19 protein-coding genes are annotated in these 14074 nt (G+C 61.0%); 5 read left to right on the forward strand and 14 right to left on the reverse strand.

The window, feature by feature from the left end:
• Window positions 1–264: 264 nt before the first annotated feature.
• A complete protein-coding gene (locus H351_RS25500; RefSeq protein ID WP_020968738.1) occupies window positions 265–588 on the forward strand; it encodes a helix-turn-helix domain-containing protein in 324 nt (107 codons plus the stop codon).
• Window positions 589–687: 99 nt separating this feature from the next.
• Here the strand turns inward: H351_RS25500 and H351_RS25505 are convergent, their stop codons facing one another.
• The 4 genes from H351_RS25505 to H351_RS25520 all read right to left on the reverse strand — a co-directional run bounded on the left by H351_RS25505 (window position 688) and on the right by H351_RS25520 (window position 7069).
• Complete coding sequence (locus H351_RS25505) at window positions 688–1611, reverse strand: UTP--glucose-1-phosphate uridylyltransferase (protein WP_020968737.1); 924 nt, start codon at window positions 1609–1611, stop codon at window positions 688–690.
• A 571-nt stretch (window positions 1612–2182) separates the two neighbouring features.
• Complete coding sequence (locus tag H351_RS25510) at window positions 2183–3331, reverse strand: beta-mannosidase (protein ID WP_051636456.1); 1149 nt, start codon at window positions 3329–3331, stop codon at window positions 2183–2185.
• 46 nt (window positions 3332–3377) lie between these two features.
• Window positions 3378–5111: a glycosyltransferase family 39 protein gene (locus H351_RS25515; protein ID WP_029254695.1), complete on the reverse strand. Its 1734-nt coding sequence runs from the start codon at window positions 5109–5111 to the stop codon at window positions 3378–3380.
• Window positions 5108–7069, reverse strand: coding sequence for a hypothetical protein (locus tag H351_RS25520; RefSeq protein WP_029254694.1), 1962 nt, complete (start codon window positions 7067–7069; stop codon window positions 5108–5110). Before H351_RS25520 ends, H351_RS25515 begins: the two co-directional genes overlap by 4 nt.
• A gap of 306 nt (window positions 7070–7375) precedes the next feature.
• Here H351_RS25520 and H351_RS25525 point away from each other — a divergent pair, with 306 nt between their 5' ends.
• Entirely contained in the window at window positions 7376–8098 is a 723-nt protein-coding gene (locus H351_RS25525; protein WP_029254693.1) for a hypothetical protein, read from the forward strand.
• 33 nt (window positions 8099–8131) lie between these two features.
• Here the strand turns inward: H351_RS25525 and H351_RS25530 are convergent, their stop codons facing one another.
• The 9 genes from H351_RS25530 to H351_RS25570 all read right to left on the reverse strand — a co-directional run bounded on the left by H351_RS25530 (window position 8132) and on the right by H351_RS25570 (window position 11869).
• Window positions 8132–8329: a CsbD family protein gene (locus tag H351_RS25530; protein ID WP_029254692.1), complete on the reverse strand. Its 198-nt coding sequence runs from the start codon at window positions 8327–8329 to the stop codon at window positions 8132–8134.
• A 112-nt stretch (window positions 8330–8441) separates the two neighbouring features.
• Complete coding sequence (locus H351_RS25535; RefSeq protein WP_003943661.1) at window positions 8442–8705, reverse strand: GlsB/YeaQ/YmgE family stress response membrane protein; 264 nt, start codon at window positions 8703–8705, stop codon at window positions 8442–8444.
• A 409-nt stretch (window positions 8706–9114) separates the two neighbouring features.
• A complete protein-coding gene (locus tag H351_RS25540) occupies window positions 9115–9699 on the reverse strand; it encodes a hypothetical protein (RefSeq protein ID WP_029254691.1) in 585 nt (194 codons plus the stop codon).
• Complete coding sequence (locus H351_RS25545) at window positions 9696–10265, reverse strand: DUF6286 domain-containing protein (protein WP_020906555.1); 570 nt, start codon at window positions 10263–10265, stop codon at window positions 9696–9698. The genes H351_RS25540 and H351_RS25545 overlap by 4 nt, the downstream gene beginning before the upstream one ends.
• Window positions 10262–10654, reverse strand: coding sequence for an Asp23/Gls24 family envelope stress response protein (locus H351_RS25550; RefSeq protein WP_019747452.1), 393 nt, complete (start codon window positions 10652–10654; stop codon window positions 10262–10264). Before H351_RS25550 ends, H351_RS25545 begins: the two co-directional genes overlap by 4 nt.
• Window positions 10647–10826 (reverse strand): hypothetical protein, encoded by a 180-nt coding sequence (locus H351_RS25555; protein ID WP_003943629.1) that lies wholly within the window; start codon window positions 10824–10826, stop codon window positions 10647–10649. The genes H351_RS25550 and H351_RS25555 overlap by 8 nt, the downstream gene beginning before the upstream one ends.
• 38 nt (window positions 10827–10864) lie before the next feature.
• Complete coding sequence (locus tag H351_RS25560) at window positions 10865–11053, reverse strand: hypothetical protein (protein ID WP_223258031.1); 189 nt, start codon at window positions 11051–11053, stop codon at window positions 10865–10867.
• Window positions 11054–11123: 70 nt separating this feature from the next.
• Window positions 11124–11408, reverse strand: coding sequence for an Asp23/Gls24 family envelope stress response protein (locus H351_RS25565; protein WP_020906553.1), 285 nt, complete (start codon window positions 11406–11408; stop codon window positions 11124–11126).
• Entirely contained in the window at window positions 11405–11869 is a 465-nt protein-coding gene (locus H351_RS25570) for an Asp23/Gls24 family envelope stress response protein (RefSeq protein WP_003943699.1), read from the reverse strand. Before H351_RS25570 ends, H351_RS25565 begins: the two co-directional genes overlap by 4 nt.
• A 186-nt stretch (window positions 11870–12055) precedes the next feature.
• Here H351_RS25570 and H351_RS25575 point away from each other — a divergent pair, with 186 nt between their 5' ends.
• Together H351_RS25575 and H351_RS25580 are read left to right on the forward strand one after the other, a co-directional pair.
• Window positions 12056–12634, forward strand: coding sequence for an RNA polymerase sigma factor (locus tag H351_RS25575; protein ID WP_020968728.1), 579 nt, complete (start codon window positions 12056–12058; stop codon window positions 12632–12634).
• Window positions 12631–13122, forward strand: coding sequence for a hypothetical protein (locus tag H351_RS25580; protein WP_202023085.1), 492 nt, complete (start codon window positions 12631–12633; stop codon window positions 13120–13122). The genes H351_RS25575 and H351_RS25580 overlap by 4 nt, the downstream gene beginning before the upstream one ends.
• Window positions 13123–13342: 220 nt before the next feature.
• On the opposite strand, the gene H351_RS25585 is transcribed toward H351_RS25580, so the two are convergent.
• A complete protein-coding gene (locus tag H351_RS25585) occupies window positions 13343–13591 on the reverse strand; it encodes a hypothetical protein (RefSeq protein WP_019747457.1) in 249 nt (82 codons plus the stop codon).
• A gap of 165 nt (window positions 13592–13756) precedes the next feature.
• Here H351_RS25585 and H351_RS25590 point away from each other — a divergent pair, with 165 nt between their 5' ends.
• A complete protein-coding gene (locus H351_RS25590; RefSeq protein ID WP_223258032.1) occupies window positions 13757–13945 on the forward strand; it encodes a PI-type proteinase in 189 nt (62 codons plus the stop codon).
• The last annotated feature ends 129 nt before the right edge of the window (window positions 13946–14074 follow it).

The raw sequence follows: 14074 nt of genomic DNA on the forward strand, positions 1-14074 counted from the left end.
GATTTGACTCGGCGTTGTCATTGAGTTCCTGCTTCCGACAATCGAATTTTATGCATTTCACCCTCAATTTCACCCTTCGCCAACGCCGGGCTGAATAATCCCCGCTCAGCGCAGAAGTCAGCCTCAGTCGGCGACGTCGCGTAACTGCAAATAAGCGAATCGTCGACGTAAAACTTTGCCACGACATGGCAGATATCCAATTGTCCTCGACTCGTGGCCGAAAGGAAGTGGCATATACCTCTCGGCTCAGGCAACATGACCGCTATGAGTGGTTTCTCCGCATGGGTCGAGAATCAACTGGAACTTCGCTCGTTCGGCGACATCCAGGAAGCTGCGCGTGCGCTGAAGATTCGACCTTCCGAGCTGAGTCGATGGCTGTCGGCCAAGCGCCCTCCCACGCAGGACACGATGCGGACGGCATGTCAGGTCTTCGACGCTCCGATCATGGAGGTCCTCGTAGCCGCCGGTTATCTGACCTCTGAGGAGGCGGAGCCTGGAACGACTCCACCGTCGGTCGTCGCGACGATTGCGACACAGTCCCTGGTGGACGAACTCACCCGACGCGGTATCGACAAACGCAGCGAATGAATCCGGGCTACCGACATTCACATACGCACTAACCGAAAATGGTGCGGATTCTCTTGCACCAAAACATATTCCGATCTCAGCTGTCATGGACGGCATTCTTCAGTACGTCAACTGCGGATCCGGCTGATCCAATCGTTCCTTGAGCCAGACTCGCAACTCCGGACCGTACTCGGTGCGACTGAGCGCATGGTCGAGAGATGCTCGCAGAAAGCCTCCCGGGTTACCCAGATCGTGGCGGGTTCCGTGATGGACGACGACGTGAACCGGATGCCCCTCCGCGATCAACAGCGCTATCGCATCCGTCAGCTGCAGCTCACCACCTTGCCCAGGCAAGATTCGCCGGAGCGCATCGAACACGGCGCGATCGAGCAGATAGCGTCCGGCTGCGGCGAGGGTGGACGGAGCATCCGCCGGGTCCGGCTTCTCCACCATGCCGACGACCGCGAGCACATCGGGGTCATCGCCTTCCTCAGGCGCTTGGACGTCGAATACTCCGTACGCACCCACACGATCGGGCGCGACGTCGAACGCGCACAGCACAGAACCACCACGCTCGGCACGGACCTTCGCCATAGCGTCGAGAACGCCGCAGGGGTGAACCAGGTCGTCGGGAAGCAGCACCGCGAACGAGTCCTCGTCGGCATCCAACACCGACTCGACAAGACCGACGGCATGACCCAAGCCGAGCGGGGTTTCTTGGACGACAGGCTTCACCGATATGAGGCCAGGTGCTCGACGCACACGCTCGAGCAGATGGTGCTTTCCACTCGCGGCGAGCTTGCCCTCGAGCACCAGGTCCTCGACGAAGTGACCGATCACCGATGCCTTGCCTGGCGCGGTGACGATCACCAAGCGTTCTGCACCGGCCTGAGCCGCTTCGCTGGCAACCAGTTCTATCCCGGGCGTATCCACGACGGGGAGTAGCTCTTTCGGGATCGTCTTGGTGGCCGGAAGGAAGCGGGTCCCCATCCCGGCAGCCGGTACCACCGCAGTCCTGAAAGGCCGTTCAGAGTATCCAGTCATCGTTCACCTCTCCGCTCACGCGATGCTCCACACACTTACCGTTACGCGCATGCAGCGGTCGTCCCCTCATTTCGACGACCGAAAGCTCACATCGCATGTACAGCCTGCGCACAAGGTCTACCGGGCAGCCGATGCCGTCGCAAGTCGACTCGAACTCGGAATTCGTTGCGCGCGAGAGCTACACACCACCCCACATTGTCACTTCCGCGAGGGCCGCACCGAACTCCGCTCACTACCCGTTACCGCGGCGAACGGTCGTGCCCGCATTTCGACGTCAATCGGAAAGGGACTGCTCTGTCAACCAAAGGGGCAGGTACAGCGCAACTTCCGTTGCCGGCGTCTCGATTGGGTCGTCCTCGCACAACCGGACGTAGGTCCTGCGGGTGCCACGTCGATAGTCCTGCTTGGTCCCGCGGGCCTTCAAGTTCGGTTATCCGCAGGTGAATGCCACTGAATACCATTGGATGCAAACGAAATACGGTCATCACGTCACAACACCAGGTTCAGGTTGTTATCAGATCGTGACCATACTCCCACTGGGCGGAACTCCTAGTGGACTACCAGCAGTGTCCTAACTTGCCAGTGAAGCGATCACGTCGAAGAGTGGATCGTCGGGCCCGATGTCCATTGTGCACTCGTTCGGCCGCGGATCCGGTACGAAGGCCCACAGGAGAGCTCCGGCCGTACCGGCTGCCTTCTGCCCCGTCAGCTTCGTCTCGATATTCGTGGCTCGGGTCGCCAGTGATTCACAACTGCCCGCCAATTCGCCTGTCTCAGCGACCAACAACGGCTTCGAGACGTTCGTGGCCTGTTCGATGCGACGCGCCAGTCCGTTCCACTGGTCGCCCGGAAGCGGAACCCCGTCTGCTCCGTAGTCGTGATACTGCAGAATGTCGACGAAGTCGGACTCGCTCACGTATTGGTAGTCGTCACCAGCAGTGCCGCACTGACCGCCCCCGACGTATCCGGCCGTGATCAGGGTGTTCGGATCGATCGCCCGAAGTTCGGCGCCTGCCGTGTCGAAGAACTCCCGCAACACCTGCGCGGAATCAGACGGGCACGTTCTTGTCCACCAATTGCAGGCGGCGTCGGTACACAGGCTCGGTTCCGGCTCCCCCACCAATTCCCACGCCGCGACGGAAGGCTCGTTCTTCCAACGGTCGACGGCGGTGTGCATCCAGTCCTGAAAGCTCATGGTGGCTCGACCTGGGATCAGGTTCGCAACCTTCCAGTCGTCGGTGTACCAGTCCCTGGATTTGAACAGCCCGTCATCACACCCGCTGTCCTGTGGTGAGAGCACCGGAATCGTGAACTGGTTGTGTCGCGCCGCAGCGTCGAACACCGCGTCCATCGGTCCAAAATCCATCTCCCCGGACACCTTGTTCACCGCGAGCGCTTGGAAGGCGTTGAAACGCGTGACGGAATTCGGTGGCAGAGAACCGAAGTAGGCATCGAGATCGACCATCGCGCCACAGCCGAAGTTCACCGACCAATCAGTGGCCAGTTGATAAGCATTGAGCCCGGTAGGCCACCACGGCTGTCCGTCGAGTGTCATTCCGCTCGACGACGCTCCGACCCGAACCGTCTTGGGCGAATCGGCAACCACCGGCGTCGTGAACATTCCTGTCACGACCGCGACGGTTGCAAAGCTGACTACAGCGGCAGCGATACGGCGACGCACTGTGCCACGCACACGCGGACGCGCTTCTTCAGAAGACATCTACAACCATCCACGTCATACGGACAATCCTCCCACACGAATTCCCTCATCGACCCGTTTGACGTTCACCGGTCACGCGATACAAACGCCAGGCCGAAGGGTCCATGCCGCCGTCGTTGGGCACCTCGAGCACCAGTGCTCCCACACCGCCGGCACCAGTGTCGTACATCGTCGGATAACGCCGATTGACCGCGTCCGACACACCGCGACCGGTGTTCGGAACCGACAGGATGTACTCGACGTGATGTTCGGCCGGGTTGTTCAGTACGCGCACGAAGTCCGCATCGGAAGGCACGACGAATTGCCGAGGGTTGTTCGACGACGCCACGACGGCATAGCTCTGCACGGTGTCGAGCAGAACCGACCCCTCCGGCAAAGCCAAGTCGTCCAGGTACCTGGCGATGCGACGCTCGGCCGCAAACGTGCGTAGATTCGTCTGCTCCTCCAGGTTCTGGCGGCCCGGAATGATCGCGCTGGCAATGGAATGCTCGAGCACTGCGATCCGCGCACTACCCATCGCGACAAACGTGACCAGCGTCGAACCGACCAGCAAGCACAGGGAGATCACAAGAGGTAGAGACGGTCCCGCCTGCTCGGGGTACGTCGACACCGAGCGCGACGCAGCAGCCCCTGGTCGACGCGTGATGACCGGCGCTCCGCGAGGAGCGATCAGGACGACCAATACGAAACACAGCGGAATGATCGAAATGTAGAAGCGCAGAAGAGGAAACGTCGATCCCATCAGGTAGAGCAACGTCTGCGCTCCGAGGATGGCGCCGAACAGCACAAGAGGCACCACCACTTCGGTGTCGCGCCGCTGAAGTGCGTAGATGACTGCCAGAACCACGAACACCGGGAGCGCCGGCCCGAGTACGGCCATTTCGGTAATCGAGAACGCAAGGCGGGCAACCGGTGAGTCGGTTCCGGCACCAGCCTGTTCCAGGATGGAACTGTTCCCGTACACCGACGAGAACTGTTGGAACGCTTGACCCGTGATGAGCCAACTGGCAAACGACCACAACGCGAAGGCCAGGAATCCCGGCATCAGCACGACGGCACCGTCGAGCGCTGCTGCCCAGAGCCGCAAGCCAGGTCCCGCGCCCTCGCCCCGCTCCTCCGCTGTCGGTTGAAAACGAAGCCAACTCACCACGGTCACCAGCACCACCGCGACAAACAGGGGTGCCAATGCGTCGTATCGAGTGAGGTACGCCAGAGCGAACGCGAGGCCCGCACCGATGAGGTCGTGTACGTCGTCGCTGCGCATCCACCGAATCAGTCGACGTGTCGCCCACAGAACGAAGAAGAGGAACGGAGCTTCGCTCATTCCGCTCGCCGCGTACATGACGATCATCGGATTGACAGCGAACAGCACGGTGAGGACGACGGTGACCCATCGCGGACACCCACGGTCGCGGCTGATCCCGCGTATCTGAATCACAGCGCCAGCCATGAAGGCCGCGGACATCACGACCGCAGTGATGTTCCACCGCAGCAGATCCGGCCACCAATGACCCATCAGGCCCATCGGAATCTGGACTGCCGCCGTCAACGGGGTGAATACGAATCCGATCGCCGCGAAGTGCGGATCACGGCTGAGCAGCATCGCCGACACCGCGGCGACACGACTGAGCGAATCGGTGAAGATGAACCCGATACCCGCGTTCATCCATACGCCCAACGCGGTGTAGATCGCGAAGAGCACGACGAACATCCGCCATGGCTTCCGGCCCGGTAGGTCGTGGACCGCGACGGACAGGGCCGGGCGATCGGTGACGGTCACTGTCCGCGACGCCGAGCCACGAGCACACCACCGACGGCAACAGCGATCAGAACCACGGTCCCGAATCCGATCCAGCCGATCGTGACCGCGCTCAGTCCGGTCTCTCCTTCGGCCGAGGTCGCAGTGCCCAACGGGGCGACGTCGACTCCGACGTCGAACGGCTCACCTCCGCGAGGTGCGACCAGTAGATCGCCGGTCAGTTCTGCGAACCGGTCTTTCCCACCTTCCAACCAGTTGAGCAGACCGTCGGCATCGGCCGCATCACCCTCAGACGTCAGCGCCACTACTTCGTTGTGCGAACCCGAAACCACCTGCAAGGCACCGTATTGTCCACCGAATTCCAGACCCTGCAAGCGCAGGAGTCCTTGATCTGCCGTGTCCATGGGTAGAGCCACCGGAGTGGGCAGCGTCCCGTCCGCTGCGATCAACAACGCCGGCAGCGAACTGGTCGCCGCGTCGCCGAACGGGAGCACGCGCGGTTGCAGCGGCAGATAGCTCAACCGCTGCATCGCGACAACGAGGCGCTGGGCTCGAACGAGATCTGCGAAATCACCGTGACTCAAACCGACATCGAGTGTGGGCAGCATCGACTGAGGCAATGACTGGAATCCTCCAGGCGTCGGCGGGAATCCGGTAGTGGACGTGATGGTGCTGGCCGGATCGACAGTGAGCGAAGAAGGGCTACTGGTGCCGCACTGGAAGTCGCCGGTCACATCCATCGAGACCTCGAACGTCAAGTCGCGACGCAGGAGTTCGTTCGGAACATCGACGCCGATGTCGAAGCGCCCTGTCTCGTTAACCGTCTGCGAGGCGAGTCGTCTATCCCCGAGTGAGATCGACAGTTCTCCGTTACGCGAATTCGGTAGCGGGACATAGGAACCAATCATTCGAACCGAGACATCCTTCATCGGGCGCCCCAGTTGCGACTGACTGAACGGGACGTCGACCTCGATGTGATTGAGACCGGAAGTCGTCAGCGTTCCGAGCTTGAGCTCACCGACGGTGATGGCGTCCTGGGAAATCTGGGCAACCGTGTTGTCCGGTGACGCCAGCGCTCTGCTCGCCGCCCAGTAGCCGTCGAAGTTCGCCGCCAAGAGACTGACCTGAGGAACGAGAGTCTTGTCATCCCCTGAAATCCGCAGCACGGGTGAACCATTCGGCGCCGTCGCGAGATCGATGCCGGCGTCCCCACTGTTACCGAGCACTACAGCTCTCTCGAACAGTCCCGGCTCAGCGGAGGGCAGACTCTGACCGTTCGGCAGCTGCTCCACCACCACGGCGTCAGGCTGACTTCCGTACTTGTTGACAATCGCTGCACTCAGTTGCAAAGCCGCACTCTGCTGCGCCCCTGACGAACCATCCGTGACGTAGATGGTTGCCTTCCTCAAAATCGGCGGGAAGAAGGTTGCAACAGTTGTGGGCTGCCGCTCTGCACCGTCGTAGGCGACAAAGGCATCCCGGAGCGCGAGGGGCTGGTATCTCGTTCGGTCGTAGCAGCGGTCGTCGACGGGAACGAGGTGAGCGATCATCGACACGGTGACGCTACGGTCGACCACTTCGAGACCTTGCAAGGGAACCGAAATCGGTAACCCGGTCCCGGCCTGCCCGGCGTCGAAGTCGACGCGGCTCACCAATCTGCCGTCCGAAGTCACTTCGAGCCAGCCCCTACTGAAGTCGGTCGGGGCGGTCAGGATTCCGGTCACGGCTGTTGCGGTGAGTCCGTCCGGCACCGGCACGGTCACCAACACTGGTGCGTCATCGGAAGAGAACACGATGTCCGTTCCTCGGCCGAGTTCGGTGAAGGAGATCGGAGTTGTGGCTGCGGCAACCACCGAAGTATCTGCGTCGTCCTCGAAATCCTGGGCCGAGGCGACACTGCCGAGAGGAAGCAACAAAGTCACCGCGACAGCCACCGGCATTGCCAGCGCGCGCGTCAGCCAGGTTCGAGAGTGGCCCATCAGCGTGTCTCCTCGACATTTCTTGTTTCCGCGCAATCACCAAACACAAATCACGAGTAGCAATCTCGCCAGTTCGCGACGGTCGCAGGTCCGATCGCACCGTTACGGACAAACGAACCATAACGACCAATTTGTGCGTTTGGCTAATTATCCCGACCGGCGAGACTTTTGTTACGGCGCGTCACATGATTAGCAATCGCTGCCGCTGGGAAGCCGAAAGAAACCGTCCGCAAGCCCGTCAACACGCCTGAACGTCCGTCCAGTCTGGGCGCTTCGGGGGGCGGAGAATTCTCAGATAAGGAAGCTGTGACGCTCAATTCGATCATCCCCGCCGGCAAGAGCGCGATCGGAAAGCTGGTCGGCGCACCGTTCCACTTCGCATCATCGCTGCGCATGGCCAGGGTTTTTCACCCGCACGGGATAGAACTGAAGGGAACATTGAAGCCGGCCACCCCGTGGTGGCCGGTAACGGAGTCGTCGACGATTACCGTCACCGCTCGAATGTCGAAAGCACTCGGAATTCCGGGAGACCTACCCGACATACTTGGCCTGGCGCTTCGGTTGCACGATGTCGCCGCAGATGAAAACCCGTGGGACATTCTTCTCGCAACATCAGGACTTTCTACCTTCTCGAAAATGTTTCCAGCTCCGGCTTTCTCGTGGAACGGCGCGAGATACAGCACACTGGTTCCTTACTCACGCGCGGGCGGGGCCGCGGCGTGGCTGATCGTGACACCGCGCGGCGTCCACCCGGCCGGCACTTCTTTGTCTGCATTAAAAGCTGCGGTCGATCATTCCCCGCTGCACTTCTCCGTGTACCTCGCGAGAATTCAACTTCAGTTGATACCGATCGGACATCTCTGTCTCGACGAAGTCGAGGACCACCCGGATTGCCTCCAGCCGTCCTTCGATCCGATCCTGAACAGGCCGGCACACATGCGCATGCTTCCGGAGTGGCTCGCGGAAACGCGGAAGCTAGCGTATCGCGGTAGCCGCGACGGCCGAGGAGACACACAAAAGCGCGGTTGACCGGACATGCCGGTCAACCGCGCCGAAACTCAGTCAGCTTGTGAACTTGTCCTTGATATCCGAGACCTTGTCACTGACAGTGTCTCCGGCCTCCTTGACCTTTGCCTCGCCCTGATCGGCAACACCTTCGGCAGCCAGATCGTCATTGCCCGTGGCATTTCCGATCTTTTCCTTGGCTTCGCCGATGAGATCCTCAGCGCGGTGCTTTGCCTTGTCGATGAAGTCAGACATGTGTTTCTCCTTCTTGAATTCGGTGTGGATTCGGTCGTGCGTTCGGCCGTGCGTTCGGCCGTGGGATTCGGCAGTGGGATTCAGTCGAACTCGAACTGCGTGGACAAATGTGTCAGCGCTTTCCGGTGACTGCCTTGACCAGGAACAGCAAGATGACTGCACCGAGAAGGCAAGTGAGGAAGCTGAAGATCCAGCCTGCACCCTCGACATCGACGCCGAAAACTCGAAGCAGGAAACCACCGATCAGGCCGCCGATCACACCGACAACGATGTTGAGGAAGATCCCCTGCTGCGCATCGGTTTTCATGATCTTACTGCCGATCCAACCCGCCAGCCCACCGATGATGATCCAGGCGATGATACCGAGAGGAAGCATTTGAACTCCTTAGAGTAAAGAGGGACGGCGCAATGAGTGACTGCCGGTGAAGGGAGAGTTCCGAGCGATCGGCCCGCGCAACTAGACCGTGATCGCGGGTTGTGTTTGCACACAACCGGACTCTCCGCCGCACGACGCGGGGGATCGTGCACTCAGTAGCAGCCACATTGTCTGCTTACCTTTCTATCAGGTGTTCACGACAGAACCAAAATGACTGGCGATTCACCACATACGAGAAACGACACTCACCGACGCGCACATGATCAGCGTCACTACGATCGCGATCGCCATCGAAGTGACGGTCGCAAGGAGCACCGTGACACACAGTGCCACAGCAACATCCATGACTCTGTGCACGATCGGGAGGTCTACCAATACCCGGTCACCGGGAGGCTCAAACCTCGATTGATCAGAGAGTTCTCGGCTCATCGCGTTTCGCGCTTTCCACGGCGATGTGAGTTCTGGTCGCGACGGATGGATCAGCGACCATCGACTCGACTTGATCCCCCGTGTCAGTGACGCGAGAAATCAACTCGGACAACGTTTCCGATCCGGATACGACGCTACGTCTCAATGTCACTCGCAAATCGATCGTGCGAACTCCACGATCGAGCAACGCTTTTCCTCGGACACGCGACACTTCGTCGAAGTCCTCCAGTGATGCGCTCGCCCCTTCCGCCACCGCACCCAGATCCGCGGTGATGGAATTGTGCGAGTTCGACCCAGGGACCGTGATCTCCTTCACCCGACGCAGCGGCACATGCGCGATCAACCACCGCAACGCGAGGAGGACTAGCAATACTCCCCCAGTTCCGACAGCCCATGGCCACCACGAGTGATCGACAAGATCTTCAGCCCACGGGATCTCGATACGCGCCGGGAAATCCTTGATCGCGTCGAGATTCCACAGGATCGCTGCAACTCCCAGCGCTACCGCGAGCATCCCCACGACGCATGTCGCCACGCGATCCATCGCCGTCGCCGTCCGAGTCATGACAGTGATCCCGTCTGGATACGAACCTTGATTCGCGGCGATGGTGACAGCGACCCGGCCAAGTCCCCCAGCACCGCACGGATTTCCGATTCAGCGGTGGCGGCTCCATCGGGCGTGACCGAGGCCTTCACTTCCAGCTTGCGCCGGGTCGCGTGTGACGAAGCGGATCGAACCTGGGCCAGTGACTCGACGCGAACAGACGCTATCGCCGCTACATCGGCGGGATCGATCCATGTATTCGCGACTCCGACCAAGGCATTGGCAGTCTTTCGTCGCGGTTTGAGTCCGAGGATGACGAACCACAGGCCGAGAACGACGGCTGCGATCCCCGCCGGCAACATCCAACCCTGGTACGCGAGCCCGTCCACATATGCGGCAGCACTTGGTATCCACTGCGACCCGGTGATCACGCCGATATCTACCAGCGCGTCGCGGACGCCGACCACGCCGAGCGCAAGTAGCGCCGCGGCGATGAGGAATCCCGAGACGGCCGATCCGGGCGCCGCAAGGGGAACAGGAGCAGCAGCCCTCGAGGCAGTGGGTGGTGCGACCTTGTCGGCGGTCATCGCACTTTCCTTCCCGCGTCACGCTTGGTCGATGCCGGGAGAACGCTCACGATCGCCACGTCCACGCCGTCTACGTCCAGGCCCGATACAGACTGCAACTGGGTTGTCACGTTCTCTCGCACCGCGGTACCGATGACCGACAAGGATCCGGGCCACTCGATCGCGATGTCCACCTTGGCCCGTACCCGCTTGCCGGATACCAGCACTCGCGCCCTCGGCAATTCGCGCCCGGTCAGTTTGTCCATGCCGGCGGCGTGATGGCGCACCCCCGGGGTTCCGCGCGTCGCCTCGAGAACCAACTTCTGCGCGACTCTGTCTCGAATCGTCAGCGTTCCGCGATCGCCCGGCTCACCAAGCACAGACGACTCCGGTCGAGCTGTCTCAGCCACGTCCGCGACCCTTCAGCATCACACCGAGATCGAACTCGCCGTCACGCTGACCACCGACGAGGTATCCGATCACACCGAGAACCAGAGCGATGAGGAATCCGGTGAAACCGCCTGCAGCAGCTGCGACTCCGAGAAGTAGTCCTGCCAGTAGGCCGACAGTCGAGGTGGTCATGTGAATCCTCCGTTGTGGATGATGTTCGATGGTGCCTGTCAGATCTCGGTGTAGGTCTTTGCACCCGGAAACCGAGCGCGCACCCGCGTGTACTGGGCCCGAACGGGTTTGGCTATCTGTCGCATCGTGCCGCGCAGCGACGTGCGCACAACCACACCGATCGGGGATGCGAAGTCCCGGTCGACGCGTTCGAGTGCTCGATTGAGCGCGTCGGCAGATCCGCCCACGTCGGGGTGGTAGTTCCTGATCGCCTCTCGGCGTGCGGATCGTCGATCAGGACCTGAACCCCGAGAGTGCTCAGGCATCGCGTCCACGACCGACTACGTCTTCCACTGTCACGTTCACGGGGCCTGTAACGAGTCCTGAAACCGCTTGGCGGATACGTAAAGCCGTGTCTCGAACGGCGGCGTCGGCGAAGATGCACACATGGATGTCTGTCGACGACTCCGTCACCCGCACGCCGACGACGCGACGACCGGGGAGGTACGTGCCAACCTCGCCGAACATTCCGGCATGAAGCGAGGCGACCCCAGGTAACCCCGTCACAGCCGCCGCGATGGTGTCAGCGATTTCGGAACTCACTGCACCCGTGCAGTCTTGGGCTCGCCGGTTTCGTCGTCGCTGCCCTCGTCGAGGTGGACGTCGTGAACTGTGATGTTCACCTCGGTCACCTCGAGACCGGTCATCCGTTCGAGCGCCGCAATGACGTTGCGGCGAATGCCGGTGGCCAGATCGGCGAGCGATACGCCGTACTCGGCCACGATGTCGATGTCGACCGCTGCCTGCTTTTCGCCGACCTCGACCGATACTCCCTGGGAGTGGTTGACACTCGCGCCGGGGATCCGCTCGCGCAGTGCCCCGACAACCCGGGACGCTCCGCCGCCGACGTCGTACACACCGCTCACCTCTCGCGTGGCGATGCCGGCAATCTTCGAGACAACGGTGTCGGCGATCGACGTCTTTCCTTGAGAGCTCACGAGAGCCGAGTCGTTCGATGATGCAACATCCTTCGTAGATGCTGTCGCAACCTGTGTGCTGACCATTGTCATCTCCTCCTGTTGATCGATCTACCTGTGTAGTCGTCACTCGAAGGCAAAACCGAATGCCCCAGTCAGGTGACGTGCATCACTGACACTTGTTAGTTACTGTCCGTAACATTCAACGCCCCGGCCGGGCGAACAATCTTCGAACGCAGCCGAGTTTTCCGCATTTCCGCGAGAGGAGCGACTGTGGCGTTACCGCACACACAGGGGCTCACCGAAGCACCTGACGGCTTGGACACCGCAACGGTGGACGCTGCGATACTCGGCGACCGAGAAGCATTCGAGTCACTGGTGCACTACTACGGACCTGCACTTCACCGCTATGCGCGTCGAATGCTCGCAGATGAAGGCGACATTCTAGAGGTAGTCCAGGATACCTTCGTGGCCGCGTGGCGCCGACTCGATTCATTTCGTGGCGAATCGTCGATGCGAACATGGCTTTTCGCGATCTGTTCCCGAAAGATCGTGGACAGCTATCGAATCAAGAGAGCGCAACCGATCGACGACAAGCTGCTGGATCCTCTCGTGCCGTCTCCCGAGGCCGGCCCGTTCGACACGACCTCGAACGCCGCGTTCCTGGAGGCACTGGAAGAAGCGTTGGGTGAATTGCCTTATCGCCAGCGTGCGGCCTGGACGCTGCGAGAGGTGGAGATGCTCACGTTCGTTCAAATCGGCAAGATTCTGAGACTCACTCCGGATGCAGTGCGAGGGCATCACCATCGTGCACGGGCTAACCTGAGTGAACGAATGACGAGGTGGCGATGACTGAATCACGAACCGACGCATTGATGGCGCACGCATCCGACGTCCTGCGGAACGCTCCCGAGCCAGGCTGGGATCGAATCAGCGACAAGGTGATCCGGGCGCTACGGTCGACCTCGGCGTCCGGTTGGCCGCTCGACGCACACGCGTCCGAAGGTCCACGTCTAGGCACGGTGTCGGTGAGCGATCACGTACTCCGCACCCATTTGGCCGCCGAGATACGTTCTCGACACCACTGCTCGCCGAGCAGTATCGAGTTCTTCGTCGACGGCCACGAAATACGTTCACTACGTATCGAACTGGCAGCGCCATACGGAGTGGATCTGGCCGAACTGTCGGACCGGGTTCGATTCACCGTCGTCGATGTCGTTCACCTGATCCTCGGCGACATGGACCCACCCGTCTCTGCAGAGAACGTCCACATCGCCGTAGTCGACATCGTGGATGATCTACCTGCCGAGGAGAACACCAAAAGCCACTCCGAGCACTAGGTGTTTGTTCGGCAAGTGTTTGGGAACCCGGCACTCATGACCACTCCCCCACCACCGGATCCGGGCCCCGTCCCCGACCCGGGGTCGCCGACTCCACCCGCGCCGGCACCACCCGATCCGCTGAATCCCCCGCCCGTGCCACCGACTCCGACGCCACCGAACCCGTATCCCCCGGATCCGATCCCGCAGATCTGAAGTCAGCTGCCCCGAACTTCAGACTTCAGCCGCCGAGTTCGGCGATCATCTCGCTCAACGATTCTGCGGCGATACGTAGTTCACCTTCGTCGGGGTTGTCGGGCGAGGACGGTAGGCGCTCGGCCAACTGCTCGCGAGTGACAAGCGAGATACCATCGAGGCCGAACCCTTCTTCATCGGGGACGTAGATCTCGATCTCACCCCCAACCGCTACCAATTCCGAATGGGGCCCGCTGCCCAGCAGTGCACGCAGGTGTTCGGTCGTCACGGTCATATGGTTCACGTGAAATCTCCTGCTTCGGTGACAGCTGACTTTGCTGGTATGGCTCGACGTGACGTACTGACTCGACGTGACGTACTACCCCTATTGAGTACCCCTCGCGGGTGAGCAAGAAACGACAAGTACATGAACACCAACCTTCAGAGAGACGCAGCCACCATGAGTGAACGAAATTCCACCGACCGCACTGATCAGACGGACGAGCCGCAGACCACCGGCACCGACCACGGTCCCGGAACCGGGGCCGATGCCGCACACAAGGACGTTCAGACCGATCCGTCGGGCGAGCGTACGTGGGCCGACGAGGGTGGAGCCTCGAGTAACGGCCCGGCAACCGACACCGACTGATCGCGCAAGAGCTCAGTCATCGGGACCAAGGTCCCGTGGGCCGACGCTCACGGGTCCTTGAAATCCTTACGGATCTAACGCTTTTCACCTGGGTTTTTCGCGATGCGGTAAGGTAGGCACTCAGCACGG

It is taken from the genome of Rhodococcus erythropolis R138, assembly GCF_000696675.2.
Lineage (GTDB): Bacteria > Actinomycetota > Actinomycetes > Mycobacteriales > Mycobacteriaceae > Rhodococcus_F > Rhodococcus_F erythropolis.

Bases quoted from the DNA above. Each gene is read 5' to 3' on its own strand.
- H351_RS25580 (WP_202023085.1), top strand. From the start codon at position 12,631: ATGACTGAATCACGAACCGACGCATTGATGGCGCACGCATCCGACGTC.
- H351_RS25545 (WP_020906555.1), bottom strand. From the start codon at position 10,265: ATGACCGCCGACAAGGTCGCACCACCCACTGCCTCGAGGGCTGCTGCT.
- H351_RS25505 (WP_020968737.1), bottom strand. From the start codon at position 1,611: ATGACTGGATACTCTGAACGGCCTTTCAGGACTGCGGTGGTACCGGCT.
- H351_RS25540 (WP_029254691.1), bottom strand. From the start codon at position 9,699: ATGACTCGGACGGCGACGGCGATGGATCGCGTGGCGACATGCGTCGTG.
- H351_RS25510 (WP_051636456.1), bottom strand. From the start codon at position 3,331: ATGTCTTCTGAAGAAGCGCGTCCGCGTGTGCGTGGCACAGTGCGTCGC.
- H351_RS25535 (WP_003943661.1), bottom strand. From the start codon at position 8,705: ATGCTTCCTCTCGGTATCATCGCCTGGATCATCATCGGTGGGCTGGCG.
- H351_RS25520 (WP_029254694.1), bottom strand. From the start codon at position 7,069: ATGGGCCACTCTCGAACCTGGCTGACGCGCGCGCTGGCAATGCCGGTG.
- H351_RS25570 (WP_003943699.1), bottom strand. From the start codon at position 11,869: ATGGTCAGCACACAGGTTGCGACAGCATCTACGAAGGATGTTGCATCA.
- H351_RS25590 (WP_223258032.1), top strand. From the start codon at position 13,757: ATGAGTGAACGAAATTCCACCGACCGCACTGATCAGACGGACGAGCCG.
- H351_RS25500 (WP_020968738.1), top strand. From the start codon at position 265: ATGAGTGGTTTCTCCGCATGGGTCGAGAATCAACTGGAACTTCGCTCG.
- H351_RS25555 (WP_003943629.1), bottom strand. From the start codon at position 10,826: ATGACCACCTCGACTGTCGGCCTACTGGCAGGACTACTTCTCGGAGTC.
- H351_RS25530 (WP_029254692.1), bottom strand. From the start codon at position 8,329: ATGTCTGACTTCATCGACAAGGCAAAGCACCGCGCTGAGGATCTCATC.
- H351_RS25585 (WP_019747457.1), bottom strand. From the start codon at position 13,591: ATGACCGTGACGACCGAACACCTGCGTGCACTGCTGGGCAGCGGGCCC.